Annotated in this window: 26 protein-coding genes and 1 pseudogene; 22 read left to right on the top strand and 5 right to left on the bottom strand. The window is 59.2% G+C overall.

Annotation, left to right across the window (positions count from 1 at the left end):
* The 11 genes from BN871_RS15395 to BN871_RS15345 all read left to right on the top strand — a co-directional run.
* Nucleotides 1-478: transaldolase family protein (locus BN871_RS15395; protein ID WP_048747099.1), on the top strand; the 478-nt coding region annotated here is incomplete at its 5' end.
* A gap of 143 nt (nucleotides 479-621) precedes the next feature.
* The gene (locus BN871_RS15390; RefSeq protein WP_048747097.1) at nucleotides 622-1,737 is read left to right on the top strand and encodes a hypothetical protein; all 1,116 of its coding nucleotides are present in this window, start codon (nucleotides 622-624) and stop codon (nucleotides 1,735-1,737) included.
* A 113-nt stretch (nucleotides 1,738-1,850) separates the two neighbouring features.
* Nucleotides 1,851-3,044 carry a CpaF family protein gene (locus BN871_RS15385; protein WP_083436470.1) on the top strand — a complete coding sequence of 398 codons (1,194 nt, stop codon included), beginning with the start codon at nucleotides 1,851-1,853 and terminating at the stop codon, nucleotides 3,042-3,044.
* Complete coding sequence (locus BN871_RS15380; protein WP_048747095.1) at nucleotides 3,019-3,780, top strand: type II secretion system F family protein; 762 nt, start codon at nucleotides 3,019-3,021, stop codon at nucleotides 3,778-3,780. The genes BN871_RS15385 and BN871_RS15380 overlap by 26 nt, the downstream gene beginning before the upstream one ends.
* Nucleotides 3,781-3,882: 102 nt before the next feature.
* A complete protein-coding gene (locus BN871_RS26230; RefSeq protein ID WP_053086988.1) occupies nucleotides 3,883-4,764 on the top strand; it encodes a type II secretion system F family protein in 882 nt (293 codons plus the stop codon).
* A gap of 54 nt (nucleotides 4,765-4,818) precedes the next feature.
* Complete coding sequence (locus BN871_RS15370; protein WP_021879490.1) at nucleotides 4,819-5,019, top strand: Flp1 family type IVb pilin; 201 nt, start codon at nucleotides 4,819-4,821, stop codon at nucleotides 5,017-5,019.
* Nucleotides 5,012-5,668 (top strand): hypothetical protein, encoded by a 657-nt coding sequence (locus tag BN871_RS15365; protein ID WP_048747092.1) that lies wholly within the window; start codon nucleotides 5,012-5,014, stop codon nucleotides 5,666-5,668. The genes BN871_RS15370 and BN871_RS15365 overlap by 8 nt, the downstream gene beginning before the upstream one ends.
* Nucleotides 5,652-8,039, top strand: coding sequence for a hypothetical protein (locus tag BN871_RS15360; RefSeq protein ID WP_048747091.1), 2,388 nt, complete (start codon nucleotides 5,652-5,654; stop codon nucleotides 8,037-8,039). Before BN871_RS15365 ends, BN871_RS15360 begins: the two co-directional genes overlap by 17 nt.
* Nucleotides 8,040-8,128: 89 nt before the next feature.
* Complete coding sequence (locus BN871_RS15355) at nucleotides 8,129-9,112, top strand: TadE/TadG family type IV pilus assembly protein (RefSeq protein ID WP_048747089.1); 984 nt, start codon at nucleotides 8,129-8,131, stop codon at nucleotides 9,110-9,112.
* A 94-nt stretch (nucleotides 9,113-9,206) separates the two neighbouring features.
* Nucleotides 9,207-9,812, top strand: a complete 606-nt coding sequence (locus BN871_RS26225) for a prepilin peptidase (RefSeq protein WP_021879487.1) — start codon at nucleotides 9,207-9,209, stop codon at nucleotides 9,810-9,812.
* 19 nt (nucleotides 9,813-9,831) lie between these two features.
* Nucleotides 9,832-11,712 (top strand): DUF6382 domain-containing protein, encoded by a 1,881-nt coding sequence (locus BN871_RS15345; RefSeq protein WP_021879486.1) that lies wholly within the window; start codon nucleotides 9,832-9,834, stop codon nucleotides 11,710-11,712.
* Here the strand turns inward: BN871_RS15345 and BN871_RS15340 are convergent.
* From BN871_RS15340 to BN871_RS15330, 4 genes are all read right to left on the bottom strand, one after another.
* Complete coding sequence (locus BN871_RS15340) at nucleotides 11,709-12,407, bottom strand: TIGR01777 family oxidoreductase (protein WP_021879485.1); 699 nt, start codon at nucleotides 12,405-12,407, stop codon at nucleotides 11,709-11,711. The two genes, BN871_RS15345 and BN871_RS15340, sit on opposite strands and share 4 nt — an antisense overlap.
* On the bottom strand, nucleotides 12,404-12,613 hold the full coding sequence (locus BN871_RS29125; RefSeq protein ID WP_232313096.1) for an NAD-dependent epimerase/dehydratase family protein: 210 nt from the start codon (nucleotides 12,611-12,613) through the stop codon (nucleotides 12,404-12,406). Before BN871_RS29125 ends, BN871_RS15340 begins: the two co-directional genes overlap by 4 nt.
* Before the next feature lie 24 nt (nucleotides 12,614-12,637).
* Complete coding sequence (locus BN871_RS15335) at nucleotides 12,638-13,138, bottom strand: hypothetical protein (RefSeq protein ID WP_048747087.1); 501 nt, start codon at nucleotides 13,136-13,138, stop codon at nucleotides 12,638-12,640.
* A gap of 67 nt (nucleotides 13,139-13,205) precedes the next feature.
* Complete coding sequence (locus BN871_RS15330; protein ID WP_048747085.1) at nucleotides 13,206-13,643, bottom strand: DUF2621 domain-containing protein; 438 nt, start codon at nucleotides 13,641-13,643, stop codon at nucleotides 13,206-13,208.
* 200 nt (nucleotides 13,644-13,843) lie between these two features.
* Here BN871_RS15330 and BN871_RS15325 point away from each other — a divergent pair, with 200 nt between their 5' ends.
* The 4 genes from BN871_RS15325 (at nucleotide 13,844) to BN871_RS15310 (ending at nucleotide 18,811) form a co-directional block, all read left to right on the top strand.
* Nucleotides 13,844-14,971, top strand: coding sequence for a deoxyribonuclease IV (locus BN871_RS15325; RefSeq protein ID WP_048747083.1), 1,128 nt, complete (start codon nucleotides 13,844-13,846; stop codon nucleotides 14,969-14,971).
* Nucleotides 14,972-15,203: 232 nt separating this feature from the next.
* Nucleotides 15,204-16,100, top strand: coding sequence for a formyltetrahydrofolate deformylase (gene purU / locus BN871_RS15320; protein ID WP_048747081.1), 897 nt, complete (start codon nucleotides 15,204-15,206; stop codon nucleotides 16,098-16,100).
* A 171-nt stretch (nucleotides 16,101-16,271) separates the two neighbouring features.
* Nucleotides 16,272-18,290, top strand: coding sequence for a transketolase (gene tkt, locus BN871_RS15315; protein ID WP_048747078.1), 2,019 nt, complete (start codon nucleotides 16,272-16,274; stop codon nucleotides 18,288-18,290).
* Nucleotides 18,291-18,493: 203 nt separating this feature from the next.
* Nucleotides 18,494-18,811 (top strand): pyrimidine/purine nucleoside phosphorylase, encoded by a 318-nt coding sequence (locus tag BN871_RS15310; RefSeq protein WP_021879478.1) that lies wholly within the window; start codon nucleotides 18,494-18,496, stop codon nucleotides 18,809-18,811.
* A 373-nt stretch (nucleotides 18,812-19,184) separates the two neighbouring features.
* Here the strand turns inward: BN871_RS15310 and BN871_RS15305 are convergent, their stop codons facing one another.
* Nucleotides 19,185-20,084: an NAD(P)-dependent oxidoreductase gene (locus BN871_RS15305; protein WP_048747076.1), complete on the bottom strand. Its 900-nt coding sequence runs from the start codon at nucleotides 20,082-20,084 to the stop codon at nucleotides 19,185-19,187.
* Between the two features lie 262 nt (nucleotides 20,085-20,346).
* Here BN871_RS15305 and BN871_RS15300 point away from each other — a divergent pair, with 262 nt between their 5' ends.
* The 7 genes and pseudogenes from BN871_RS15300 to BN871_RS15270 form a co-directional block, all read left to right on the top strand.
* Nucleotides 20,347-21,696 (top strand): glucose-6-phosphate isomerase, encoded by a 1,350-nt coding sequence (locus BN871_RS15300; protein ID WP_021879476.1) that lies wholly within the window; start codon nucleotides 20,347-20,349, stop codon nucleotides 21,694-21,696.
* 26 nt (nucleotides 21,697-21,722) lie between these two features.
* A complete protein-coding gene (locus BN871_RS15295) occupies nucleotides 21,723-22,358 on the top strand; it encodes a YigZ family protein (protein ID WP_021879475.1) in 636 nt (211 codons plus the stop codon).
* A gap of 282 nt (nucleotides 22,359-22,640) precedes the next feature.
* Nucleotides 22,641-23,289, top strand: a pseudogene (locus BN871_RS15290) (ABC transporter ATP-binding protein); the annotation flags it as partial.
* Nucleotides 23,290-23,413: 124 nt separating this feature from the next.
* The gene (locus BN871_RS15285; protein WP_083436468.1) at nucleotides 23,414-24,316 is read left to right on the top strand and encodes an ABC transporter permease; all 903 of its coding nucleotides are present in this window, start codon (nucleotides 23,414-23,416) and stop codon (nucleotides 24,314-24,316) included.
* 351 nt (nucleotides 24,317-24,667) lie between these two features.
* Nucleotides 24,668-25,738: an aromatic acid exporter family protein gene (locus BN871_RS15280; RefSeq protein ID WP_232313094.1), complete on the top strand. Its 1,071-nt coding sequence runs from the start codon at nucleotides 24,668-24,670 to the stop codon at nucleotides 25,736-25,738.
* A gap of 146 nt (nucleotides 25,739-25,884) precedes the next feature.
* Nucleotides 25,885-26,454 (top strand): outer spore coat protein CotE, encoded by a 570-nt coding sequence (locus tag BN871_RS15275; RefSeq protein ID WP_021882315.1) that lies wholly within the window; start codon nucleotides 25,885-25,887, stop codon nucleotides 26,452-26,454.
* A 176-nt stretch (nucleotides 26,455-26,630) separates the two neighbouring features.
* The coding region (locus BN871_RS15270) for a hypothetical protein (RefSeq protein WP_048747074.1) at nucleotides 26,631-26,834 on the top strand (204 nt) is incomplete at its 3' end.

Genomic DNA, 26,834 nt, shown 5'->3' with positions numbered 1-26,834 from the left:
TGCTCTTCCATCTGTAGGTCTGACTCCCCTCCGACTCCCTCKGGCGCCGAACGTCGTCATCAAGGTCCCCCTGACGGAAGACGGCCTGTTCACGACCCATGCACTCTCCCAAAAAGGAATCAAAACCAATGTGACGCTCGTATTCTCCGCCGCTCAAGGGCTCATGGCGGCCAAGGCGGGAGCGACGTTCATCAGTCCGTTCGTCGGCAGGCTGGACGACATCGGCATGACGGGCATGGATCTTGTGCGTGATTTGACGACGATCATCAACAATTACAAGTTCCAGACCGAGATCATCGTAGCCAGCGTGCGCAATCTGGAGCATGTGAAGCAGGCTGCGGTCGCCGGAGCGCATATCGCTACGATCCCGGGCTCCTTGCTGCCGTCGCTGTGGAAGCATCCATTGACGGATATCGGCATCGAGAGATTTACGGCTGACTGGAACAAGATGCAGGCCAGCCTCTCCGCCAAAGGCTGACGAGAAAGAAGATTGACGGGATTTTAATCTCCGTGATATAGTGAATTCAACTAAATTTTGGTCATGCGGAAGCACCGCGAACGATCAGGGTACCCCCTGTTGCGTTTGCGGTGCTTTTTTGCGTCTCCATGAAGGAGGACTCCATGGGAAAGCTTGATCTTATTCTGGCTGCCGACGGCGAGTACGCCAGGCGCTTAAGCGAATATATGCGGGATATGCCCGGCGGCAGATGGCGGGTAACGGCTTGCACGACGCCGGATAGTCTTCGCGGTTATTTGAAGGGAGGGTATCCGTTAGATCTGGTTCTGGTCGAGCCCGCATTCATCCATGAAGCCGAGAAAGCCTGTCCGGTTTCCAGGCTGGCTGTTCTTGTCAGAAGGCGGGGGGAGGGAGGCGGACATCCGGAGCTGCTTCAGTTCAGACCGCTTCCGGAGCTGATCGCATCTATGGAAGCGGTGCATGCGGGGACAGATGCGCTCAGGACATCGGCAGACGGGAGAGCGTTTGTAGCAGCCGTCTACGATCCGGCAGGAGGGCAGGGCAAGACGGTGCTTTCCATAGAGCTTGCCCGGCAAGCGGCGGCGCAGGGCCAGCGGGTGCTGTACCTCAACTTCGAGGTATGGGAGGCTTCGGAGGTTTTTCTGGGCTCAGGCTCCAGCACCCCCGAAATGGAAGGAGGAGTCGGCAGGCTGCTTTACTGCCTCAAGGCGGGCAAGCAGGATGCGGCCCGGCAGCTTGGGCAAATCCGTACGTTCAGCAGCGCGGTGAAATGCGACTATTTCCCGCCGTCTCCGGGACCGGAGGAACGGCTGGCCATGACCGGCGAGGATGCTGTCCTGCTGCTCGATTTTCTTGCCGGCGGCGGGTTTTACGATTTCATCGTAGCGGATATGGACAGCCGGCTGGACGAGGCCGCTGCATCGATCTGGCAGCGGAGCGGCCGCATCGTCTGGCTTGTCCCCTCATCGGAATCCTCAATCGCGAAAACTCGCTCGGCGCTGGACTACGCGGCGAGAGCATACCCGGACGGGCTCAGGATGGAAGAGCGGAAGGTTTTGTTCGTGCAAGCCATGGCAAGGCCGCAGAAAGCGGCGGAGCTGACGGGCGGCCGGGGGCCGGCCGCCAGGGATCCGCAGCTAGACTATGCGGCTGCCCTTCCCGTCATGGCCCAATACCGCGAGGGCGGGACCGTAAGTCCCGCTTATGCCAACACGGTGCGGCAGCTTCTGCGGCGAATGCTTCCGGAGCTTGCCGGATGAACCGCTCCGAGGCTGGCGCACGATACGGGACAGGCAGCCCTGGTTATGTCCGGGAACAAGACTTGCGGCAGGAAATCGCCTCGCTTCGCTCCAGGGTCCGCTCCCTGGTCGACATGAGCGGAGAGATCAGCGACTCGGGATTGACGGCGGCGATAGAGGCGACTGTGGCCGAATGGCCGGGAGGCGCCAGACTGACTTCTACCGACAGGCTGGCGCTGGTCAAGCGGCTCTATCATTCCTTCCGGGGATTGGATGTGCTTCAGCCGCTGCTGAATGACGACTCGGTTACGGAGATTATGATCAACGGGCACGAGACGATTTTTGCGGAGCGGTCCGGCAAGCTGGAATGCCTGCCTCTTTCCTTCGAGAGCCGCGAGCGGCTGGAGGATCTCATCCAATCGATCGTAGCCGCTGTTAACCGGGTCGTCAACGAATCCTCCCCGATTGTAGATGCGCGCCTGCCCGATGGATCAAGAGTTCATATCGTGCTGCCGCCGATAGCCTTGCAGGGCCCGGTTCTGACGATACGGAAATTTCCCAAGCAGCCTCTGCTCATGGACGATTTGATCGCGGCCGGCTGTCTGGACGAGGAAGCGGCAGCATTTCTGGCGCAGCTGGTCCGAGCGGGATTCAACCTTTTCATCAGCGGCGGCACCGGTACGGGCAAAACGACCTTTCTGAACGCCTTGTCCAGGTTCATCCCGCCGGATGAGCGGCTCATCACGATCGAGGACTCGGCTGAGCTTCAATTGAAGGCTCCGAACCTGGTGTCTCTGGAGACGCGGAATGCCAATACCGAGGGGAAGGGGGAGATTCCGATGAGACAGCTGATCCGAGCTTCCCTGCGCATGCGTCCGGATCGGATCATCGTCGGGGAAGTGAGAGGAGCCGAAGCGCTCGACATGCTGGCTGCCATGAATACCGGGCACTCGGGAAGCATGGGTACCGGCCATAGCAACAGCGCCAAGGACATGCTGAGCCGGCTTGAGACGATGGTATTGAGCGGTGCGGCTGAGCTTCCGCTCGCGGCTATCCGGCAGCAGCTCGCTTCCGCGCTGGATATCATCGTTCATTTGTCCCGGATGCGCGATCATTCCCGCAAAGTGCAGGAAGTCGTGCAGGTGACCGGAATGAAGGACGGGGACATCCAGCTGGAGACCTTGTTCCGGTATGAGGATGGAGCGGGGAGAGGCCGGCTCCGACGGCTGCCCATTCCGCTGGCCCGCATGGACAAATGGGTTCGCTGCGGTTTCGATCCGATAGAAGCGGGGGTGTCAGCAGTTGAACAGCCGCCTGAAAAGAATTGATCCCGTCAAGGCGGGGCTGCTGGCAGCCCGGCTCGGCTGGGAGCCCGCAAGATCACAATCTGCCTGCCGCATCCGGCTGCCGGATTATTCCGTCTTCTCCTTGACACGCAAGCAATTCGCCGTTTCCGCGGGAGCGGGGTTCACGGCAGTATTCGCCGCCGTTTATTTGTTCTATTTGTCCGTACCGGCCGCCGCCGCCTTCTCAATTGCGGGGCTTCTGGTCCCGAGGAAATACAGGGACTATTTGCGGCGCAGACGCCAAGCCAAGCTTAGGCTGCAATTCAAGGAAATGCTGTTTTCGCTGTCATCCTCTCTAGCGGCCGGGAGGTCGGTAGAGAACGCTTTTTTCGCCTCGCTTGACGACCTGCGTCTCATGTACCCGGAGTCTCGCTCCGATCTCATGCTCGAGCTGGAAGCGATCCGGCATCGATGCGGCAACGGCGACCCGCTGGAGGCCGGGCTTGCCGACTTCGCCTCGCGGTCCGGGGTGGAGGAGATCCGGCAGTTCGCCGACGTTTTCATTACATGCAAGAGGACAGGCGGCAACCTGATCGAGATCATACGGCGCACCTCCCAAACGATCGGGGAGAAAATCGAAATCAACCAGGAGATTGATGTCATGATTTCCCGCAAGCGTTTCGAAGCCAGAATCATGACAGGCGTTCCCTTCGCTTTCATGGCTTTTCTGCACGGTTCGGCGCCGGACTATATGGCCCCCCCTTTACGCAGCGCCTGAAGGGTATATCGTGATTACAGCCGCCTTGTTGATGCTGGCGGCATGCGGGTGGCTGATGATGAGGATCATGGCTATCCGATTGTAAAAAGGAGGAATAAATCCATGTGGACATTATGGATGGCTGGATTGATGGCTTCCGCATGGCTGACCGCCGCGTGGAGGCATGCGGCGGCCGGCGGCAGGCCGCTGCCTGCTGTCCTGCTCCGCTGGGACAAGCCGGCTCTTGCCGCTTGCTTCGGAGCCCCAGCGTTGCTCCAGGCGGTGGAAGAGGCCGGACTGATGCCGCGCATCGAGGAGCATGTAGCGGGCTTGCACGCCTCCATGATCATCCTGAATGGAGAAGCATGGACTCCGGACCGTACCCGGCACTTTCTGGCTCTGGCTTGCTTACAAGGATGCGGGGCCGCTCTGGCCGGCTTGCTGCTCGCCGCTGCCGCCGGAGAGCAGGCTGTCGCCTGGCTGGGGCTTGCATGCGGAGCGCTGATTCCGGCCTCCAGGATCCGGGGCATCCGGGAATCCCTGAACAAGCGAAAACAAGCCTTGCTGCTTGCCTTGCCTGACTTGCTGGTCAAGCTGATGCTGCTCGTCGGAGCCGGAGAAACGATGCAGAAAGCATTGGCGAGATGCGCAGCCTGCGAGGCAGGAGGAGGTCTGGAGAGGCTGCTGCATGCAGAGCTGGGACGCGCCGTCCATGCCATGGGCAACGGGTTGTCGTTCGCCGCCGCCATGGAAGCGTTCAGCCGCCGCTGCGCCGTTCAGGAAGTGTCGGTCTTTACGACGGTGCTTTTGCTCAATTATCGTCGCGGCGGCGAACAGCTCGCTCTATCCTTGCGCGAGATCTCCCATCCATTGTGGGAGAAACGCAAAAGCCTGGCCCGCATTCGCGGAGAGGAAGCTTCTTCCAAGCTGGTGTTTCCGCTGACAGGGATTTTCTTTCTGCTCATGGTCCTTGTCGGAGCTCCCGCGATGCTGCTGATGAACTGACTTTAGGCAACGAATCTTTTATGGTCAACATTACATTAATTGGAGGCGGTCTGGATGAGCACAGCAGTATGGTGCAGCTGCAAAAAGGCGGCAAAAAAATTCGGGAGGTCGGAGGACGGTCTCGGTACGCTGGAGGTCATTCTGATTATCGCTGTCGTCATTATTATCGCGCTATTGTTCAAGGACTGGATCATCGAGCTGATCAATAATCTAATGGGAAAAGCGGATGATCAGGCCAATACGATCTTTGAATGACCGTATCCGTAAGCTCTGCAGCTCCACCGGAGGAAGCTTTACGCTGGAGGCGAGCACCGTCTTCCCGCTGCTTTTCGGCGCCTTGTTTCTGTATTTCATCGTTGCTTTGTACCTTTTTCAGCAAGGAGTCTTCTACTCCGGAGCGGTCATGGCATCCGAAGCGGCGGCTTTCCGCTGGGACAACAGCAGGCGCGATGCGGCTTCGGGCCTGCCGCCGGCAGGCGAAGACGACGGGTTGTATTGGAGGCTGACGGAGGATGGACTTCTACGAGGCATGATGAATATGGGCCAGCCGGCGGAGTCTATATCGGCCTACCCATTGGACCGCCGAGGCGCCGTACCTTATGATCTGCCTGCCGTCAAGCTCGCCAAGGCAGGCGATAGGCTGAACGAATCATGGACGGGAGAGATGCGTTACTTGCGCGGCGTGCACGGCATGATCGAGACAAGACTTTATCCTTCTGTTCCGATTGATCTACCGGGCGGCAGGAAGATCGGCGCGGCCGCCAAGGCTCAGCCTTCCGACCCGGTCGAATTTATCCGTTCGATCGATCTTGTCCGATACTACACGGCGAAATTCCGAACTTCGGAGGATATCTCCCCGGACAAGGCCGGAAAGGTGCTGCAGAATTATGGAGGAGCCCAATAGGAATGAAGAAGCCTGTCGCAAAAAAAGGCTGCCGGAAGACGGCACTCAAGGCGCTGTTACGATCTGGGCATGCGCAGCTTCGGCAGCTCTGCTTTTGTTGATGGCGGTATTGATTGACTATTCGAGAATCTCTTCCTTCCGCCACAAGCTTGAAGGCTTGGCGCAGACCGGCGTCCGCTCCGTCTTGTCCGCTTACGATGAGGCGCTCTACGAGCGATACGGATTGTTCGGCCGCGGAGGCACCGACGGCGGAGCGCTGCTGGCCGAAGCGGTGCAGCTTGGTCTCGCAACCGGCTCGGGGCGTAATGCTCCCGGCGATTCCATCCGGTTGCAATGGCTTGATATGGAGGTTTCCGGAAGCTCGGTGCAGCCTGCGGCTTTTCTGGGAGACCGCCGCATCTTCGGCCGTCAGATCATGCAGGAGATGAAATACAAAGCCCCTATCGATCTGACGCTGGAGCTGATCGATAAGTTCCGTCCGCTCTCCGAAGCGATGGGTCAAACGGCTGCCGCCGTGGATAAGCTGGGAAGTCTCGAGCAAGCATTCGACAGGAGGCAGCAAGCGCTTGAGAACATGCTGAAGCAGCAGCAAACGGCAGCGAATCATGCAAGCCGAAGCGGCTATGGCGTTTTGATCGGAACGGGAGGCTCGAATGGAGCGGAAGCATCTGAGCTCCATTCGATATCTGCCGAATATCCTCTTTATTTGGAATGGATTTCTCTGGATGAAGCGGCAGCCCGAGCATGGCAGGAGGCGGCTGCTGGCCTTCCGTCGCCCAGTCCGGGCGCAGCGCCGATTTCATTGCCGCCGCCATATTCCCATTCGTCCGAAATTGCGAGCTACGAAAGCAGAGCCGCGGCATTGTCCGCGAAGCTTCAGCTGGCTGCGGATGCAGCTGGAAGCCATGATTCCGTTCTGGATGAAGCTTTAGGACAGCTTGAAGCAGCCAGGAGGGCGGAGCTTGAGATGAAAGCCGTACTGGATGGGCGCAATGGGGCCGGGAATTCATCCTACCGGCTGCCAGCCGGCAGCTCTGCTGCCGCCGGCTCCGTTCCTGGAACGGTGTCCGTGCTCGATGGCGCATCGGATATGCTGCTTGGAGAGAACTGGTTTTCCCAAGCGGAAAAAAACGTTCTGGAGCAGCGCGACAATTTCCGCAGCCTTTCTTCATCTGCTCAAGCTGCGGCAATCGGACTTCGTCGGGCATTGGAGGAGCGTTCGGTGTCATGGGCAAGCCGTTTGTCCATTCATGAGCAAGAGCTGTACCGCCAATGGAGATCTTATGAGGAGAAATGGATCGCGCCAGGCGTTATGCTGGCCGAACAGGCCAGGAGCATCGGCAATGCGGACAGCCGAAAAGAAGAGCGGAAAGCTGAAAAGAAGAAAGCCGCTTCACTCTGGAGGGAAGCAGAGCAGCTGCTGAATGCAGTGGAAGGATTGAAGGGAACCGAGGAGGACTTGGAAGCTTTCCGCCATGCAGACAGCTTGTTCAAGGCCAGCATGGACTTCAATCGGCTGCAGGAAGAGGGAGACGGCACTGACGAGGCCGGCAATGGAAAGGCCGGCGGGGACAAATCATCGTTTGAAGGAGTCTTTGGCAGCGGCGGAGCCGATGAAGCCGTAATAGGCTCGCAAAAGCTGGCTGGAGGCGTATTCTCCGGAATGGGGGCTTTGCTGTCCCAAGGCGGGGAGCGGCTGTTCACGGCGCAGTATGCAGCCCAGCGGTTCAGCTTTGCGGACCCGCGCATGCTCGAGAGCCTGATTTCGGGCTTGAGCGGACCCGCCGGAGAACCCCGGCGGCAAGACGGGGAAGGAGTCCGGCAAGATCCGGCTTTGACGGCTATGACATCGCTGGAAAACCAGGAAATGGAATACATCCTATATGGCTTCAGCCATCCATCTGGAAATCTTGGAGCCGCATACGGCGAGCTGTTTGCTTTCCGCCTGGCAGTCCGGACCATGGAGGGATTGATCGAGAGTCGCGCAGCCGGACATCCGCTGCTGGTGCTGGCGATGGCTGCGGTTTATGGATTGAGAGAAGCAATCGGGGATGTGAGAGCGATTCTTGCAACCGGCCAGGCTCCTATATCCAAATATGTTCCGGCAGAGCTGTCCTATTTGGATTACTTGAGGCTGTTTTATTTGCTGCATGGTTCCGAAGATTCCCGTCTCAGCCGGATGATAGCGATCATCGAGCTCAACACGGGGACGAATCTGGCTTCCGTGCCGACAGGCGCGACGGTGGAGGTGCAGGCTTCCATGCGGCTGTGGTTCCTGACGGGAGCAGCGAGGCTGATTGGCAGAGGCGGCCCTGAACATGGAGATGGAGGACGGTATGAATGGTCTACGCGAGCAGGCTGGTCCTACTGAAACCCTTCAGGAGATTTCGTTGTTCGGCTCCTTGGCGGCAGCCCGCTTCTCCTCGCATTCCCTTGGAAAGGGGGAGCAAGTCTCCACGAATGAATGGAGCCGCACGAGCCGAAGAAGGCTCCATCCTTTTGGAAGCCGCGCTTGTCATGCCCGTCCTGCTGCTGTTCCTGGTGTTGCTGGCCGCATTCGTTCAATTTTCGGCAGCCGAGACTGCGCTTCAGGCAGCCGCGGATCGGGCGGCTCGACAGACGGCGGCGCATATCCGACCGGCGATGCTGCTGCTTCAGCAGGAAGGAAGCAAGCTCCCGGAATCGGCTCCGAAAGACTCTATAGATGCGGGCTATGAGTCTACGTCCGAGTCGGTCCGGAAGGTGGATTCCCCGTCGCGGCCGCAGCTTCCCGACTGGAGGCAGGCGGCTGCCGAGGCAGCGGCATATTTGCCGGATCCGGCAGGAGAGCTTGCCTCAGCCGTGCTCCAGGGAGACTGGAAGGCGCTCGCCGATATGGCCGCTGAGCCTGTCGGCCTTGCAGTGTTCGAGCCTTTTTTGCGCAAGGCTGCGGAGGATACGCCGCTGGAGCCTTCGAGAATCTCGCTGGCAAGCCTCTCTCTTCCGGATCTCGAAGGGGGAGAGAGCGGCTTTCTGAAGCTGGAGGCCGAGTATGAGTTTCCGATCAGAGTTCCTTTTTTGGGCAAAAAAATCATCCTGCATCGAACGGCGGCCGAGAGGGTATGGATACCGGACCCGCTTCCATCCCAAGGCGGAGCCGGTGTTCCCGATTCCTCCTCGACAGTCCAAATAACAGAGCTTTATCCGATTCCGGCTAGGCCCGGACGCAAAGCCACTCTTGAAGCGGTCGCCTCTCCCGGAGCTCAGGTCACGCTGGAAGTCCGCTACAAAAGCGGCAACAGCGTATCCAAACACGTGGGCACGCAGATGGCGGATGCCTCGGGACATGTGGAATGGACCTGGCTCGTATCCGGCAATACGACTCCCGGACAATGGGAAGTCGTGGTCACGACTTCGGACGGCGCCTCGGCATCCATGCCCTTCATAGTCCAGAAAAAGGGATGAATAAGACATGAAAAGGCCTGAAAAAGGCAAAAAAAAGGCGTGAAAAAGGCTTTGGCTGATTCGGCCTTCGCAGATTTGAGGAGGGGAAATTCAAATGGAAGCATGGAATCTATGGGGATGTTTCCTGCTGGTAGGCATTGCTTTCGGCACGGATATCCGGAGCATGAGAATTCCGAACTGGCTGCCGCTGACATTCGCTCCGGCCGGCTTTCTTCTGCATGCGCTCGATTCCGGGATGGAAGGTTTGCTGCATGCGGCTGTGGGAATGGCTGCGGGATTTCTTCCCCTCTTAGCCCTATACGCATGTGGAGGAATCGGTGCCGGCGACGTCAAGCTTTTCGGCGCGGCAGGCGCATGGCTGGGCTGGCTGGCGGTTACGGAACTGATGCTGTATTCCTTTTTGTACGGAGGCCTCGGAGGGGCAGCGTTCCTGATAGCGAGGAGAATCTCCAGAATTCGAAAAGCAGCGGCCGGTACGCAGGCTTTGTCCGGCGAAGCCGCCGTCCTAGCGTGGACGGCAGGCCAATCGCCCCATTCTCGTTCAAGCCAAAAGCCGGAGGATAACAATGGCAAAGACGGGCTGCCGAGTCCCGTACTTGCCGCAGCTGAACCAGCCGACGGAGGAGAGGCAACGTCGCCGGTCCGCTTTCCCTTCATGCTGGCCGTCCTCCCCGGCTTGATGACATTATGGCTATCTTGATTCGAAGGAGGGTTTGAGCATGGGACCGCTTCAGGCGGATTTTGAATGGAACCGGGAGCATGAAATGCTTCTTGCCGCGGAAGGAGGCATTCTTCGGGAAGAGTTGGATGAAGTTGAGCTGGCTATGCTGGAGAGCAGCATCCCGCCGGGCCTGCTTCCTGTCGAATGGCAAATGTGGAATGGACAAGTCCGCTTCCGCTACAAGCTTGGCGGCAAAAAAATGCTGAAGCACAAGCTGACTGAAGGAGCTGGAGATGCCGCCCAATTCTACAGCCTGATGCTGGCGGTCGCTTCCATTTGTGAGGAGTGCCGCCCTTATATGCTCAAGCCGGAAAACCTGGTGCTGGATGAGAGCTGTATTTTCGTGGGCGACAGCTGGGACGATATCGGACTGGTCTATCTGCCGCTCGTTTCTCTCCCCCAATCGGCTCCTCCCCTGCGCATCCGCTTTCTGGCGCTGGCAGCCCGCGCCTCGGCAGCCGTTCAGCCCGATGGACGGCTCGCTGCGCTGATGCAGGCGATAGGAGATGACAATGTGCCGATGACTGATCTCAGATCCCTGCTGCTGGATGCAGCCTCCTTTGATGAAGAAGCTTGCGCATCCGTGCCAACCAGCGGCGAGGCTTCCTTGCGCACCGGGGCGGATGGGGAAGAGCGCTTTCCAATTAGTCTCGACCGAATAGGACGGCAAGGTTTTGCCGGATGGAGCGGCACAGCGGTAAGAGAGCCGCTGAGGTGGGGGGATGAGAAGGTCTCGGATCTGAGACAAAGATCAGACCGAAATGATTTGTTTTCCGGGCAGCGTGACGGAGGTGAGGCAGCTTTTGTTCACAGTCCCGATGCGCGGCCAGGCAAGCGGAAAGGCTCTGCAGAGGCTGATGAAGCCTCCAGCTTGTCAAAAGCGGATTCGTCGCGGTTCAAAGGACAAAGCAAACCGAATAAAGGAATCGTCACTCTCGCTGTTGTCGCAGCTGCAGCTTTGCCCTGGAAGGTTATTTACATGCCGGATCCCGGCAATCGTTCTCTCTTCCTTTGCTGCGGAGCGGCTGCTGTCGCTGCTGGCGTTCTTATCTGGCTCTGGGGCAGGGGCGGAGGCATAGGTGTGGAACGGATGGAGGAAGCGGAAGCGGAAGCCGGTCTGCTTTTCGTGCCGGATTCAGGGAAGCTGGGATCTGGCCGGCGCTGGATGCCATCATTATCCGAGATTCATTCCCATAATTCACTCAAAGAGCCATCCGACACCCCATTCAACAGGCCGTCCAACAACCCATCCAACAGGCCGTCCAACAACCCATCCAACAGGCCGTCCAATAACCCATCCGACAAGCCATCCGGCGAGCCATTAGACATTACAATCAAGCCATTCGAAATTTCATCCAAGCCAAAATTTCGCGAGCAGGCTGTCGGCAGCAGGCTGGAATCGCTTTCCCCTGGACATGACATCCAAGCGAGGTTTTCTTCCGATGGGGTTCATGGCGGCGATGGGACAAGCCATCCCCTTGATGAAGTTTTGCCCGATGCGCCGCCTGCGGACAAAACCGTATGGCTGGGCGCCAGCGGCGGAACGGTTGCGAAGAAGGGCAATTCATTTCCTCATATGCTGCTCCGGTCCAAGGATGGAAGCTCCGAAATACTTGAGCTCAGCGAGTCGCGGAATCAGATCGGGCGTGCGGAAGGAAGAGTAGCCGTAGTGGATCGCTCTCACGGGGTCTCAAGAATTCATTTGGAGCTGGAGGCAGGTCCATCCGGATGCTTGGCCAAGGATCTCGGCTCCCGCAACGGATCACTTCTCAACGGAAGGCCGATGGTCCCTTATAAAAGCTACAAGCTGGAGAACGGGGATGTTCTCCAGCTTGCGGGGGTCAATGGTTATTCCTATGAATATGCAGCTCCTCGTTAAAGGAGTTCTTCCATAGCGGCTTCTAGCGTCGGATATCGGAACGAGAAGCCGGCTTCGAGAGCTTTGACGGGAATGACGCGCTGTCCTTCGAGAAGCAGCGCCGACTGCTCCCCGAGAGCCAGCTTGATCAGAGGAGCCGGCACAGGAAACCAGTAAGGCCGTTTCATGGCGGCAGCGGCGATTTTAAAGAAGGCTTCGTTGCGAACCGGCTCCGGGGCCGATGCGTTGACGGGGCCTTCAATCGTTGCCGTCTCCAGAATGAACACGATCATTCGGACGATGTCTTCGAGATGGATCCACGAAATCCATTGCTTGCCGCTGCCGAGAGGGCCTCCTGCGAATAATCGGACGGGCAGGAGCATTTTGGGCAGGATGCCTCCGTCTCGGTCCAGAACGATGCCTGTTCGGAGATACACGGTTCGCTCCGCAGGAATGGAAGCTGCCGCGTGCTCCCATTTCTGCACGACGGAAGAAAGGAAATCCATGGAGCGTACCCGGCTCTGCTCGGTAAACGTCTCCTCGCTGGAGTTGCCGTAAGCATTGACTCCGGATGAGTTGATGAGTACGGCAGGTTTGGCGGGAAGGCTGCCGAGTATCCTTGCCAGCCTGCTGGCCGTTTCCAGCCTGGAGTTCAAGATCCGTTGTTTTCCCGAGGCTGTCCATCGCTGGCTGATGGAGGAGCCGGCTAGATTCACGACGGCATCGACGCCTCCAGCAGGGAGGGATTGTTCTCCGCTTCATCCCAAGCCACAGAAGAAAAGCTTCCTGCCGGAATGGTTCCGGTGGAAGCCTTCCCCTTGGGGGATCGGGTCAATATCCATCCTGAATGGCCTCGTTCAGTCAGCGCCTTCGTCAACGCCTGTCCGATAAATCCGCTTCCTCCCGCAATAGCAATCTTCATCGCGCGCACCAGGCCGCCTCTCCGTCAAGAAGATTTTTGAATGGATGTGATCCAGCGCTGCTGGACTTTGCCGCTGCTGTCCGTATCGAGTTCTTTTACAATATAAGTGAAGTCCACTTTCTCGCCGGTCTCGATATCCTGGAGCGTCTTGATCTGATCCGTGGCGGCTTGGAAGACGACCGTGTCCGTATCTGTCGTGATCTCGACGGAATGACCGTCGGCAAGACCGTTATAGGTACCGGAACCTTTTTGCTCCTGGGACTGGGTCGTTGGATCGTCCTTGGGCATGCTGCCGTCCTTGTCCGGAGATGGAGTTGCCTCGGCAACGGGATCGCCGACGGAATCAGGCGACACACCTTGCGAGGAGTCCACGACTCCGCCATTGTTGGCTGCGCTTGCATTGGCCGGAGCATCGCTTTTCGCGCCGCAGCCCGATGCGAGCATGAGCATCGACATCAAGGCAAGGCTTGCCGGAGCCAGGCTCAGCGAGCGGGCTCCCTTTTGGCGTTTTTGAATCGGGTTCATGGTGAAGCACCTCCGTTGGGTTCGTTCAAGTAGTTCCCATTACCCCGGAGCAGCCGGAACCAATCGGTCAACGATTGAGCAGATGCGTGTAGGCCGAATAGTCGATGCCCTGCTTGTTCAAGAACGTGACCAGGCTCCTGTAATCCCGCTTCGGAGTGGCGCGGATATAGCCTTCAATGCAGTGGCTGCGGGTTACTTCGCTGGCTCCGCTCTCTACCGCGACCTGGCCGATCTGGGCGGCGATGGAATGTTTCGCTATATCGCGGAAAGGTCCCGGCACCGGAGCGACGAGCTCGTCCAGCAGCGCCTTGGAATCGTCCGTCCACAGGCTGCGGCTGCGGTCGACCCAGTAATTCTGCCAGTCCAGCTTCGACTTGCCGTCTTTTTTGGGAAGAACCTTAAGGAACTTGCGGAACATGAAGAAGCCGCCGATCGACATGGCTCCAATCATGACGAATGCCCAAAACACAATCATGTACATAAACCAATCCGGAGCATTTTTCATCGTAGTGATGTCACCTCATCCAAATTATAGCCTATTCCTAGATTTATTTCGACGCACCCTGTAAAATAAGACTGATTATACGAGCTGAACGGTTCCAGCTGCAATTAAGGGCAAGCGATCGTTCGGCGATGACATGAATGACTTCATTCCTGCAGGAATGATTTCACGCAAGACAAATGCTTATAAAGGGGAGCTCAAGCATGTTGAAAATCGGATCCCATGTGTCGTTCAGCGACAAGGGGCTCGTCACGGCTGCACAGGAAGCCATCTCTTACGGCTCCAGCTCGTTCATGATTTATACCGGCGCGCCTCAGAACACCCGGCGCAAGCCGATCGATTCGCTATATATCGAAGAGGGCAGGGCTCTCATGGAGAGCGCCGGCATCGGCGAGATCGTCGTTCACGCTCCATACATCATCAATCTCGGCTCCTACAAGCCGGATACGTTCGAGCTGGCGGTCCGCTTCCTCCAGGAGGAAATCCGCCGCACGCATGCCATCGGCGTACGCAACATCGTTCTGCACCCCGGCGCCTACACGGACAAGGATGCCGAGTTCGGCATCAACCGTATCGCGGAAGGTCTGAACGAAGTTCTTTCCGGAGTCGAGGAGACCGACGTGAACATCGCACTGGAAACAATGGCGGGCAAAGGGACGGAAATCGGCCGCTCCTTCGAGGAAATTGCCCAGATCATGGACAAGGTATCGGCCAACAATCGCCTTACCGTGTGCATGGATACCTGCCATATGAATGACGCCGGCTACGATCTTGCCGGCGATCTGGACGGCGTTCTCGAGCAGTTCGATCGGATCGTAGGCCTGGACAAGGTCGCTGTCGTCCATGTCAACGATACGAAAAATCCGGTCGGTTCCGGCAAGGACCGCCATACCCCGATCGGCTCGGGCTGGCTCGGCTACGACGCGATCCAAGCGATCGTCCATCACGAGGCGCTCGCGGGAAGGCCTTTCATTCTCGAAACGCCGTGGATCGGCAAGGATGCCAAGAAGCAGCGTCCGATGTACGACGCCGAGATCGCCCTGCTTCGCGGAGACGGCATGGAGCGCTTTGGAGAGCGGTTCTTCGACCAGCTGGAGCGCCTGCATCATTTCCTCGGCAAGCAGGAGATCGACCGCCGCACGTACGTGCTCTCGGTGTGGGAGACGCTCAAGGGCGACGCCAAGGCACGCAAGGCGGATCCTCGCGAGCCGCTGGAGCGCCTCTACGATCTGGCCCGCGAAGGCGGCGAATTTGCCGATCTGACCGAAGAAGAGCTGAACAAGCTGATAACGTTCTGGTTCGCCGGCAAACAGGTTCTCGTCAACGCTTGATCGACGGACATCATCGCCAGCATCCCGTTTCCAAAATTCCAAAAAAGAATGATGAAAGCGGGCTGGCTGCGAAGCATCAAAATCACAAAGAGCCATCAGGCAGGAGAGAAGCCTTTCCTGCCTGATTTTGCAGCCGGCTGCTTTAGTGCTGGAGTGCATCGCATCAGCGAATATCCGGCCGAAGCACGCTGTGAATCGTCAGCATTATACACACGGAAGGAAGAATTCTCTCATGCCATTGCCAACCAACTCTTCTGTCGACGCCCCGTCCAAATCCGGACGCGCGCGCATGCTTATTTCCTGTCCGGACCGGCCGGGCATCGTCTCCGCGGTATCCCAGTTTCTGTACGAGCACGGAGCGAATATCGTCCAATCCGACCAATATACGATGAATCCGGAGGGAGGCATGTTCTTCATCCGCTTTGAATTCGACCTGAGCGACATGGACGCCCAGCTTCCGGTTCTGCAGGAGGATTTCGCCCGGGTTGCAGACCGCTTCGAAATGAAGTGGCATACCTTCAGGGCAAGCCGCAAGAAAAGGCTGGCGGTATTTGTCTCGAAGGAAGACCATTGCCTGCTTGAGCTTCTCTGGCAGTGGCAGGCGGGCGACCTCGATGTCGATATCGCCATGGTCATCAGCAATCATCCCGACATGCAGCCGCTCGTTGAATCGTTCGGCATTCCGTACCATCACGTTCCGGTCACGGCGGAGACGAAAGCCGAGGCGGAGCGCAAGCAGCTGGAAATCATCGGCCGCAATGCGGATCTCATCGTGCTCGCCCGTTATATGCAGATCGTATCGCCTAAAGTGATCGAGCAGTTCCCGAACCGAATCATCAACATCCACCATTCGTTCCTGCCCGCTTTCGTCGGAGGCAAGCCCTATGCGCAAGCCTACGACCGCGGCGTCAAAATCATCGGGGCGACGGCCCACTATGTGACCGAAGAGCTGGACGGAGGACCGATCATCGAACAGGACGTGCAGCGCGTCAGCCATCGGGACGACGTGCCGAGCCTGAAGCGGATCGGCCGCACGATCGAGCGGGTCGTGCTGGCGCGGGCCGTGAAGTGGCATGCCGAGGACAGGATTCTCGTCCATCAGAACAAAACCGTCGTCTTTCACGGTTGATTCTCTCCGCCGTTTCATGAAACCTTCATCCGGCTAAAAGCATGGAGCAGATGGAAATGATACAAGCTGAGTGGTACAATATTTCACATCCGCGGGGCTTGAGCTCCGATAAGATGTTCAACAGGCAAGACCAGGAGAAACGCACCGTCCGATATTAGGAGGAGAAAAAATATGGCTACAACCCAACAAACCATCGACCATCTATCCGTTACGACGATTCGCACGCTCTCGATCGATGCGGTCGAGAAAGCCAACTCCGGCCATCCCGGCATGCCGATGGGCGCCGCACCGATGGGCTACCAGCTGTTCGCCAAAGCGATGAACCACAACCCGGCGAATCCGACCTGGATCAACCGGGACCGCTTTGTCCTGTCCGCAGGCCACGGCTCGATGCTGCTGTACAGCCTTCTTTACCTGTCGGGATACGACCTGTCGATCGACGACCTGAAGAACTTCCGCCAGTGGGGCTCCAAAACGCCGGGCCATCCGGAATACGGCCATACGGCAGGCGTCGACGCCACGACCGGACCTCTCGGCCAGGGCATCGGCATGGCTGTCGGCATGGCAATGGCGGAAGCGCAGCTCGGCGCCACATACAACAAGGACGGCCTCGACATCGTGAACCACTTCACGTACGCGATCTGCGGCGACGGCGACCTTTCCGAGGGCATTTCCAACGAAGCGGCGTCCATGGCGGGCCATCTGCAGCTCGGCAAGCTGATCATGCTGTATGATTCCAACAACATCTCGCTGGACGGAGAGCTGAGCCTTTCCTTCTCCGAAAACGTCCAGCAGCGCTTCGAGGGCTACGGCTGGCAGGTGCTGCGCGTCGAAGACGGCAACGATCTGGATGCGCTGGCCGAGGCCATCGCGAAGGGACAAGCCGAGCTGCGCAAGCCGACCCTGATCGAGGTCAAGACGATGATCGGCTACGGCAGCCCGAACAAGGGCGGCAAAGGCGGCCACGGCAGCACCCACGGCTCCCCGCTCGGAGCGGAAGAAACCGTTCTGACCAAGAAATTCTACGAGTGGGCATCGGAAGAGCCGTTCTTCGTACCGGATGAAGTCCGCGCCCATTTCGCCGAAGTGAAGCAAAAAGGCGAGCAGGCCAACGCGGCCTGGAACGAGCTGTTCGCCAAGTACAAAACGGCTCATCCGGATCTCGCCGCTCAATTCGAGCGCGCCATCGCAGGCGAGCTGCCTGAAGGATGGGACAAGGATCTTCCGGCCTACTCCACCTCGGACAAAGCCGTATCGACTCGCGTCGCTTCCGGCAACGCGCTGAACGGCCTGGCCAAAAACGTTCCGAACCTGCTGGGCGGCTCTGCCGACCTGGAAAGCTCCACGATGACGCATTTGAAGGATCTGCCGGTCTTCCATGCCGACAACTACGCAGGCCGCAACATCTATTACGGCATCCGCGAGTTCGGCATGGCTGCGGCGATGAACGGAATGGCGCTGCATCACGGCCTCAAAGTATTCGGCGGCACGTTCTTCGTCTTCACCGATTACTTGCGTCCGGCTGTCCGCCTCGCCGCCATCATGAGCCTGCCGGTCACGTATGTGCTTACTCATGACAGCATCGCGGTCGGCGAAGACGGCCCTACCCATGAGCCGATCGAGCAGCTGGCGTCCATCCGCGTCATTCCTAATCTGACGGTGCTCCGTCCGGCGGACGGCAACGAGACTTCCGCGGCTTGGGCCTACACGGTCGAGAATACGAAGAACCCTGTCGCTCTCGTCCTGACCCGTCAGAACCTGCCGATTCTGGAAGGCTCTGCGGAAAAAGCCCGCGAAGGCATCAAAAAAGGCGCGTACGTCATCTCCGATGCGGCCGACGGCAAGCCTCAGGTGCAGCTTATCGCCACCGGCTCCGAGGTTCAGCTTGCAGTAGCCGCCCAGAAGGCGCTTGCCGAAGAGGGCATCCAGGCTCGCGTCGTCAGCATGCCGAGCTGGGATCTGTTCGACAAGCAGGACAAGGCTTACCGCGATTCCGTCATTTTGCCGGAAGTCAAAGCCCGCCTGGCCATCGAGATGGCGCATCCGTTCGGCTGGGAGCGTTATGTCGGCGACGGCGGCGCCGTGCTCGGCATCAACACCTTCGGCGCATCCGCTCCTGGCGACCGCGTCATCAAGGAATACGGCTTCACGGTCGAGAACGTCGTGAGCAAGGTCAAAGAGCTTCTTTAAACCGATCTACGATTCTTGCCGGCGAGCCGTCAAGAAATCGGTCAGCCGCGGCAGGCATTTTGCCTTCCGCGGCTTTTTGTTTCTCATTTGATGTGATATGCTAAAGCGGTGAAGGGGGAACGGATTGATCCTCGCCGCTCTCCGAACGGAGCTGTTATCCATCCTGATCATTTCCATTACCTAATGAAGGAGCTCATACCGTCATGTCCCAATTCGAAAACGTTACCGCTGTCAAAAGAGCGAATGTCTACTTTGAAGGAAAAGTCACCAGCCGCACCGTGCTGCTTCCGGACGGTTCGAAAGTGACGCTCGGCATCATGCTGCCGGGAGAATACGAGTTCGGCACCGACAGCAAGGAAATCATGGAGATTCTCGCCGGCAATCTGAAGGTGCAGCTTCCAGGCTCCGATGAATGGATTCATATCCAGGGCGAGGGCGAGTTCACGGTGCCGGCGCACAGCCGCTTCAAGCTCGAGGTGCTCGGCGTGACGGATTACTGCTGCAGCTATATTAGCGAATAAGCGCGGGCAGCTTCCTGCTGCGCCTTGCCAAGTACAGGCAGGGCCTCCCGGGCTGCGCGTGCGGACCCTTCCTCCGATCGCGGTTGAAGCCGGATTCCCTGATTGTATAGGCAGGCGAAGGAATCCGTCTTCAAAGGCGAACGCTGACGCTTCTACGGAAGGGTTCCGCCTGCTTCGCAGGTCGGCTTAGCCTGGCTAAGCGCAGGGCCGTCTGCGTCTCGCTAAGCGCGATCCTGGCAGCTCAAAGCCTCACGGCCGCGCTGTCCTGGCGCGGCTGCGCCTAGCGCAGGCCTTCAGGCCTCCTGCGTTTTGAAATTGAAAACCAAACAGGCTCCAGGGCGGCATAGCCGCTCTGGAGCCTGTTTGGGTCCGTTTATTCGCCGCCGTCGAGCCCGCGGCCGATCCATTGCTCGTACACACGCGATACCGCGATCAGGTCCTCGTCGCCATATCCGGCCGCGTTCGCGGCTTGGAACAGGCTTTTGGCCGCTTCCAGCATCGGGGTGGGCACGCTGAGCCCGTCCGACAAAGCGGAAGCAAGCTTGAGGTCTTTGAGCATGAGTGCCAGCGAGAACTGCACGCTGTAGTCGCGCTCCAGCAGCTTCGGCGATTTGAGCTCCGCCGCCTTGCTGCCCGCAGCTCCGGCCTTGACGATATCCAGGAACTTGGCGGGATCGAGGCCTCCGCTGACGGCGATGGAGAGGCCTTCGGAGAGGGCCAGATTGTTGATGCCGACAATCGCATTATGGCCGAGCTTGGCTACCGAGCCGCTGCCGGAAGGACCGAGATGGACGATTTTCTGGCCCATCGCCTCCAGAACGGGACGAACGCGCTCCAGCAGCTCGGCTTCGCCGCCGACCATGAACACGAGCGTGCCGCTTACGGCAGCGGGCTTGCTGCCCGTAACCGGGCAGTCGAGGAAGCCGCATCCGGCTTCTACCGCCGCATCCGCCAGCTCCCGGGCAAGGGCGGGGGAGATGGTGCTGTTGTCCACCAGCGCCGTGCCTGGACGGACAGAGGCGAGAATGCCGCCTTCTCCGCGGTACAGCTCCCGCACGACGTCATCGTTGCTCAGCATCGTGATGACGACATCCGCTTCGGCGACAGCGTCGGCGGGCGATTGCGTTGCGCGCGCGCCTTCGGCGGCAAGCTCCTCCGATTTGGAGGGCGTCCGGTTCCATACGGAGACCGCGAATCCTTTTTTCAGCAGGTTGGATGCCATCGGGGCACCCATCGTTCCGAGGCCGATAAAGGCGATCGAAGGTTTTGTCATGGCGATTCACCGACTTTCTTCGTACTGATCCGCGCCTGCGCTGCGGCAGAGGCGGAAACCACATTCATCATACCATAAGCCTGCCTCCAGCGGACTACTACGGGCTTCGTGAATCTTGCATGAAGGAGTCTCCGGTTGCTTGTCTTCGATACCGTAATCCAGTATCCTTAGGACATGCCTGAGGGCGTATGGGTCCGGCGCGGCACGCCGCTGCCAGAAGACGACATAAAGACCCGAACGAGATGAGGAGGCTGTACCAGTCATGAGCAAAACCATTCAATTCGACTACAGCAAAGCGCTTGGATTCCTTGGCCAGAACGAGATCGACAATCTCGAAGGCCCGATCCGCCTCGCGCACGAGCAGCTGCACAACGGAACCGGAGCAGGTTCCGACTACCTGGGCTGGATCGACCTGCCGAACGCTTACGATAAAGAAGAATTCGCCCGCATCAAGGCGGCCGCCGAAAAGATCAAATCCGACTCCGAGGCGCTCGTCGTCATCGGCATCGGAGGCTCGTACCTGGGCGCTCGCGCTGCGATCGAGATGCTGTCGCATTCCTTCTACAACATTCTGCCGGACGGACAGCGCAAGGGCCCGCAGATCTTCTTCGCCGGCAACAACATCAGCTCCACTTATGTGACTCACCTGCTTCAGGCGCTTGAGGGCAAAAACTGGTCGATCAACGTCATCTCCAAATCCGGCACGACGACCGAGCCTGCTCTCGCCTTCCGCGTCTTCCGCGGCGAGCTGGAGAAGAAATACGGCAAGGAGGAAGCGCGGAGGCGGATCTACGCCACGACGGATGCCGCTCGCGGCGCGCTCAAAAAGCTCGCGACCGAGGAAGGCTACGAATCCTTCATTATTCCGGATGACGTCGGCGGCCGCTATTCCGTGCTGACGGCTGTCGGCCTGCTGCCGATCGCCGCTGCCGGCATCGACATCGACGCCATCATGCAAGGCGCAGCCGATGCTTCCAAGGAATACAGCAATCCAAACGTGCATGAGAACGAGGCCTACCAGTATGCCGCGGCCCGCAATTCCCTGTACCGCAAAGGCAAAGCGACCGAAATTCTCGTCAACTACGAGCCTTCCCTCCACTTCGTGTCGGAATGGTGGAAGCAGCTGTACGGCGAAAGCGAAGGCAAGGACCATAAGGGCATCTTCCCTGCTGCCGTCGACTTCTCCACCGACCTGCATTCCATGGGCCAGTTCATCCAGGAGGGCAACCGCAACCTGTTCGAGACCGTCATCCAAGTCGGCGAACCGACCGAGCAGATCAAGATCGAAGCCGATACGGACGATCTGGACGGCCTGAACTTCCTTGCGGGCAAGACGATGGACTTCGTCAACAAAAAAGCATTCGAGGGTACGCTGCTGGCACATACGGACGGCCAGGTGCCGAACCTTGTCGTGGGCATCAAGGATATGTCGCCGTACACCTTCGGCTACCTGGTGTACTTCTTCGAGAAAGCCTGCGGCATCAGCGGCTACCTGCTCGGCGTGAATCCGTTCGACCAGCCGGGCGTCGAAGCGTACAAGAAGAACATGTTCGCGCTGCTCGGCAAACCGGGCTACGAGAAGGAAAAAGCGGAGCTCGAAGCGCGCCTGTAAGGGCCGCCTGGACCGCTTCCTATTCCATGCTTGAACGCTACAAGACGCTGAGGGAGCCCGGCGTCAAGGAAATCGTCATCAGGAAATCCCGCTTCATCGGCCATGGCCGGCCCGTCGCGAGCGAAGCCGAAGCGGTCGCTTTCATCGAGGAGATCAAGAAGCAGCACTGGAATGCCACGCACAACTGCTCCGCCTACATCGTCGGCGAGAGGGACGAATTCCAGAAGCAGTCGGATGACGGGGAGCCGAGCGGCACCGCCGGCAAGCCGATCCTCGAGGTGATCAAGAACCAGGGGCTGAAAAACGTCGCGATCGTGGTCACCCGCTATTTCGGAGGCATCATGCTCGGCGCGGGCGGCCTTATCCGGGCTTATACGGATGGAGCCGTCGCTGCGATCGAGGCAGCCGGCCCGATTACGAATGTCCTTCACCGCGAGGTTTTCGTCGACGTGGACTACACCTGGTACGGCAAGCTCGAGAACGAGCTGCATGCCAGAGGCATCCTCGTGGACGGCGTCGAGTTCACCGACCGCGTGCGGGTCCGCTGCCTGCCGGCCTCCCCGGAGGCGGAGCGCTTCACAGCGTGGATGACGGATCTGACCCAGGGCCAGAGCGTCATCCTGGGCGGCGAAGAGCTTTACGTGACCGAGAAGACGGAATGAAGCCGCATAGAAATCGTTTTAACCGGAAACGCCTGTCCATTTGGACAGGCGTTTTTGGCGCTGCCGAAATGGCGCTGCCATATGCAACGCAGCATTTGCAGCTCTGCATGTTTGGAACCATGCTCGCCCAGCCTGGCCTATTTTGCCGTTCGATCTGACATATCCATTGACGGGAAAGGAAGGCTTCTGCTACATTAGCATTAATACCAAGTAACCTAATAGGAATATTCTATCGATAAGCAGCTCGAACGGAAGCCGGCTAGCGAAGGGAAGTGCATGATCATGCATATTGAGGTAAAGGGTTTGACCAAGTCCTTTGGAGACTTTCAGGCGGTGCAGGATGTCAGCTTCGGCATCCAGAAGGGGCAGCTCATCGGCCTGCTGGGCCCGAGCGGCGGCGGCAAGACGTCGATTCTGCGCATGCTGGCCGGTCTGGAGTCGCCGACCTCCGGCGATATCATCATTCACGGCAATAGGGTCAACGATCAGCCGCCGCAGGAGAGAGGCATCGGCTTCGTGTTCCAGAATTACGCGTTGTTCAAGCATATGACCGTTTTTGACAACGTCGCCTTCGGCCTGAAGGTCAAGAAGCTGTCCAAAAGCGCGATCCGCGAGCGGGTCATGAGCCTGATCGAGCTGACCGGGCTCAAGGGCTTCGAGCACCGCTATCCGGCCCAGCTGTCCGGCGGTCATGAGGCAGCGGGTGGCGCTGGCGAGGACGCTGGCGCCGGAGCCCGATGTGCTGCTGCTCGACGAGCCGTTCTCGGCTCTGGATATGCATATCAAGATGCAGCTTGAGGATCTCGTGCAGGCGACGCTGCACAAGCTGGGCAAGACAGCGGTGCTCGTCACCCATGACTTGGCCGAGGCGGCGGCGATGAGCGACCGGGTCATCGTGCTCGGCCGCAATCCGGGACGCATCCGCAAGGAAATCGCCGTGCCGGAGGCTATCAGGAGGCTGGCGCCGACGGAGGCGCGCAAGCATCCTTCCTTTCAGGCGCTGTTCGATGCGCTGTGGGTAGAACTGAACGCCGGAGAAAGAGAAGGTGGGTCTCATGAGTGACGACAAAGCCTGTCATCCGGCAGGCGGAGACAAGGAAGCGGCTTCTCCGGAAGACAATGGCGGACCGCATGGCGGTGATGATCGGGCAGGATGGCTGAAGGCGCTTCATGCCGCCTACCGCCGCCGCGAGCGGAGCATCGGAGCGGCCGTTCTGTCGGTGCAGCTGCTTCTGCTGGCTGCATTCGTCCTCCTATGGGAGGCGGCGGGACGCTTGAAATGGATCGATCCGCTCCTCTTCAGCTACCCGACCAAAATCGCCGCCCAGCTTGCTTCCTCGAGCGCGGACGGCACGTTATGGCCGCATGTCGGCGTCACTGTGGCGGAGACGGCGGCGGGATTCGTCCTCGGGACGCTGATCGGGACAGCGCTTGCCGCGCTGTTGTGGTGGTTCCCGTTCGTATCGAAAGTATTCGATCCCTATCTGGTCGTATTCAACAGCCTTCCGAAAGTCGCCCTCGGGCCGATCTTCATCGTGGCCATGGGCCAAGGCTTCCTGTCGATTCTCTCCGTGACGCTGTCGATGACGGTCATCGTGACGACGATCGGCATCTACAACCGGTTCCGGGACAGCGAGCCCGGCCTCGTCAAGGTCGTGAGGCTGCTCGGCGGGACGCGGCTGCAGCTGTTCCGGCTCGTCATCCTGCCGGCATCGTTTCCGGTCATCATCTCGACGCTGAAGGTCAACGTCGGCCTGGCATGGGTCGGCGTCATCGTCGGCGAGTTCCTGGTCGCCAAGGAAGGGCTGGGCTACCTGATCATCTACGGCTTCCAAGTGTTCAACTTCACGCTCGTCTTGTCGACGCTCGTCGTGATCGCGGCTGCGGCGACCTTGATGTACCAGGGCGTCGCGCTGCTGGAGAAGAAGCTCGTATCCGGCGGGAGAGAGCCGTCGTAGGGCTGGAACCGAAGCAGCCTCGGAATAGGGAGCGGCGAGAATGGAGCCGCCCTCCCGAGGGCGGAACGCGCAGGGGGAGATTCCCGGCCGACTGCTGCATCGGGGGCCGGCATCCGGAGCGGAGAAGAAGCGGCGGATCCGGGCTGCGCGGCTGCAATTGACGTGCCGGGCAGGAAGGTCTAGGATGATACGACAGGCATGGCGCCTCGGCGGCATCCGGGCGGAAGCCCGGCTGGCCGAAGCGCTTTTTTTCATGGGGAGGCGGGAGGACGGACGAACTTGCCGCATGCCGCTGCAAGGCAAGCGGCAGCGGCCATCCTCCCGCCCCGCATCCCGCGGGAGCAAGCGCGGATGCCCATAATCGCCGCGCCCAAGCCGCAGAAGCCGGCTTGCGCGTCAATCGGAATCGAAAGGCAGGGAGAAATGGCTGTGAAAGGAATCGGGCTTAGAGTGGTGAAAACGGCTGCTGCCGTTGCGGCTGCCATCTGGACGGCCCAGCTGCTGGACCTGACGCAGCCGCTGTTCGCCGGGGTGCTCGCCATACTCGGAGTCGAGACGACCCGGCGCAAAGGCTTCCGCAGCCTGTTCGAAAGGCTGGCCGCGGGCGTCATCGCGCTGCTGGTTTCTTCGGCTCTGTTCGAGCTGATCGGATACCGGATCTGGACGGCGGCCATCTATGTCCTGCTCGTATTTCCCTTGCTGTCGAGGCTCCGCCTTCGGGACGGCATCGTGCCGGGCAGCGTGCTTGTCTTCCACGTATATGGCGCGGGGGAGGTTACGGGCGGCCTGCTGCTGAACGAATTGCTTCTGCTGCTCGTCGGTCTCGGATGGTCGGCGCTGTTCAACCATATCTACATGCCCGGGGAGACGAAGCGGCTGCAGCAGCTTCGGACCTCCGTCGAGAGGAAGTTCGGCGAGATATTCGCCGAAATGGCCGCGGTCCTTCGCGATCCCGGCCGTGTCTGGAGCGGGTCGCAGCTGCTGGAGCTGGAGGACGACGTCGCCGAGGGAGAGGGAAGGGCGCAGCGGGAACAGCATAACCGGCCCTGGGAGCCGGACTTTTATTGGACCGTTTATTTTGCCATGCGCAGGCGTCAGCTGGAGAGCCTCGCTGCGATGCTTCAGCTTCTATCGTATGTATACGGGCGTCTGCCCCAAGGCGAGCTGCTGGCCGAGCTGCTCGAGAAGATCGAAGGCGACATCTCGTCGGATTACTATGAAGACCGGACCCGGCTCGCGCTGGCCGAGCTGCGGCGGCACTACCGGACGATGGAGCTGCCCCGGACGCGGGACGAATTCGAGGCCCGCTCGGCATTGCTTCAGCTGTGCCTGGAGCTTGAACGCTTCCTGGATACGGCAAGCCGGCACAAAAAGCGCCGCAATGCCGGCGGCAGCCCCGTCAGCGGGGCGTCCCGGGAATAATTTGCCGCGCGGTGTCATCTTCTCCATGCCTGCCCCATACAATGAATCAGGGAAAATTCGTTGCGGCGCCCGGAAAAGAAGGAGTCACCCTAGACGAATGTCCTGCATACACTTGTAAGGAATGATTGTATGGAGGAGGTTAAGAAATGACGATTGCAGATAAACAGCTTCAGACTAGAGAAATCATCACGAAAGCTGTCTGCGGTAAAGGTCGCAAGTTCTCGACGGTATCGCATACCGTCACGCCCCCTCACCGCCCCACCAGCATACTGGGCGCTTGGGTCATCAACCACCAGTATGAAGCGGTTCGGTCGGGGGACGGCATTGAGGTCGTCGGATCTTACGACATCAACATCTGGTATTCGTACAACAAAAACTCTCAAACCGACGTAGCGAAGGAAACGGTCTCTTATGTCGAAAACATCCCTCTCTCCTACGTGGACCCGAAGCACCGGGCAGCCACGGAGGAAGTTTCGGCTGAATCGACGCAAGAGCCCAACTGCATCGAAGCGAATATCTCTTCGAACGGCTCTTCCGTAGTCGTGCGGGTCGAACGCGAATTCGCGGTCGAGATGATTGCCGAAACCAAAGTATGCGTAGCGGTCGTTCCGGGCGGCTGCGACGACTTTGACGGCAAAGACGGCAAGTATGGTTTTGACGACGGGGACAGCGGCTTCGACGACCTGGATCCCGATCTTCTCGACGACGAGCTGTAAAGCCGGGCCTCAAGGTTCTTACTGCAGGGTATGCAGGCATACGAAGGAATTCGAGGGCGAAAGCCCTCTTTTTTTGTAGGGCTAGCGCATAATTTCTTCCTGCTTTATTTGTGCAGGGCGAATTGCAGCGTCAAGGCCAGCTGAGGCTGCGGCAAATCACTGGGGGAGGCGATGCCATGGCTGGCAGGATGTGGCTATGGTGCGACGGCCAGGAAGACGATGCCGCCGCGTTGTCCACGCGTCTGGGCATTCCTTTATGCCAAACCGGCGAAGTCGGACCGAGCGGGCAGGATGCCGTGTTTGTCTGGGGAAGCTCGCGGCTTCCGGAGCGTTGGAGCGCGCTCTTGAGCGGCAGGGGGCCGGGAGCCGGCGAAGCGGCC

It is taken from the genome of Paenibacillus sp. P22, from assembly GCF_000469945.2.
Classification (GTDB): domain Bacteria; phylum Bacillota; class Bacilli; order Paenibacillales; family Paenibacillaceae; genus Paenibacillus_O; species Paenibacillus_O humicus.
The sequence above is the reverse complement of the archived record's forward strand: the minus strand, read 5'-3'. Positions and strand labels throughout refer to the sequence as shown.

Coding starts and splice junctions, on each gene's coding strand:
- BN871_RS15390 (WP_048747097.1), top strand. CDS start 622: ATGGGAAAGCTTGATCTTATTCTGGCTGCCGACGGCGAGTACGCCAGG.
- BN871_RS15385 (WP_083436470.1), top strand. CDS start 1,851: ATGAGCGGAGAGATCAGCGACTCGGGATTGACGGCGGCGATAGAGGCG.
- BN871_RS26230 (WP_053086988.1), top strand. CDS start 3,883: ATGTGGACATTATGGATGGCTGGATTGATGGCTTCCGCATGGCTGACC.
- BN871_RS15370 (WP_021879490.1), top strand. CDS start 4,819: ATGAGCACAGCAGTATGGTGCAGCTGCAAAAAGGCGGCAAAAAAATTC.
- BN871_RS15360 (WP_048747091.1), top strand. CDS start 5,652: ATGGAGGAGCCCAATAGGAATGAAGAAGCCTGTCGCAAAAAAAGGCTG.
- BN871_RS15355 (WP_048747089.1), top strand. CDS start 8,129: ATGAATGGAGCCGCACGAGCCGAAGAAGGCTCCATCCTTTTGGAAGCC.
- BN871_RS26225 (WP_021879487.1), top strand. CDS start 9,207: ATGGAAGCATGGAATCTATGGGGATGTTTCCTGCTGGTAGGCATTGCT.
- BN871_RS15345 (WP_021879486.1), top strand. CDS start 9,832: ATGGGACCGCTTCAGGCGGATTTTGAATGGAACCGGGAGCATGAAATG.
- BN871_RS29125 (WP_232313096.1), bottom strand. CDS start 12,613: ATGAAGATTGCTATTGCGGGAGGAAGCGGATTTATCGGACAGGCGTTG.
- BN871_RS15335 (WP_048747087.1), bottom strand. CDS start 13,138: ATGAACCCGATTCAAAAACGCCAAAAGGGAGCCCGCTCGCTGAGCCTG.
- BN871_RS15330 (WP_048747085.1), bottom strand. CDS start 13,643: ATGAAAAATGCTCCGGATTGGTTTATGTACATGATTGTGTTTTGGGCA.
- BN871_RS15325 (WP_048747083.1), top strand. CDS start 13,844: ATGTTGAAAATCGGATCCCATGTGTCGTTCAGCGACAAGGGGCTCGTC.
- purU (WP_048747081.1), top strand. CDS start 15,204: ATGCCATTGCCAACCAACTCTTCTGTCGACGCCCCGTCCAAATCCGGA.
- tkt (WP_048747078.1), top strand. CDS start 16,272: ATGGCTACAACCCAACAAACCATCGACCATCTATCCGTTACGACGATT.
- BN871_RS15310 (WP_021879478.1), top strand. CDS start 18,494: ATGTCCCAATTCGAAAACGTTACCGCTGTCAAAAGAGCGAATGTCTAC.
- BN871_RS15305 (WP_048747076.1), bottom strand. CDS start 20,084: ATGACAAAACCTTCGATCGCCTTTATCGGCCTCGGAACGATGGGTGCC.
- BN871_RS15300 (WP_021879476.1), top strand. CDS start 20,347: ATGAGCAAAACCATTCAATTCGACTACAGCAAAGCGCTTGGATTCCTT.
- BN871_RS15295 (WP_021879475.1), top strand. CDS start 21,723: ATGCTTGAACGCTACAAGACGCTGAGGGAGCCCGGCGTCAAGGAAATC.
- BN871_RS15285 (WP_083436468.1), top strand. CDS start 23,414: ATGAGTGACGACAAAGCCTGTCATCCGGCAGGCGGAGACAAGGAAGCG.
- BN871_RS15280 (WP_232313094.1), top strand. CDS start 24,668: ATGCCCATAATCGCCGCGCCCAAGCCGCAGAAGCCGGCTTGCGCGTCA.
- BN871_RS15275 (WP_021882315.1), top strand. CDS start 25,885: ATGACGATTGCAGATAAACAGCTTCAGACTAGAGAAATCATCACGAAA.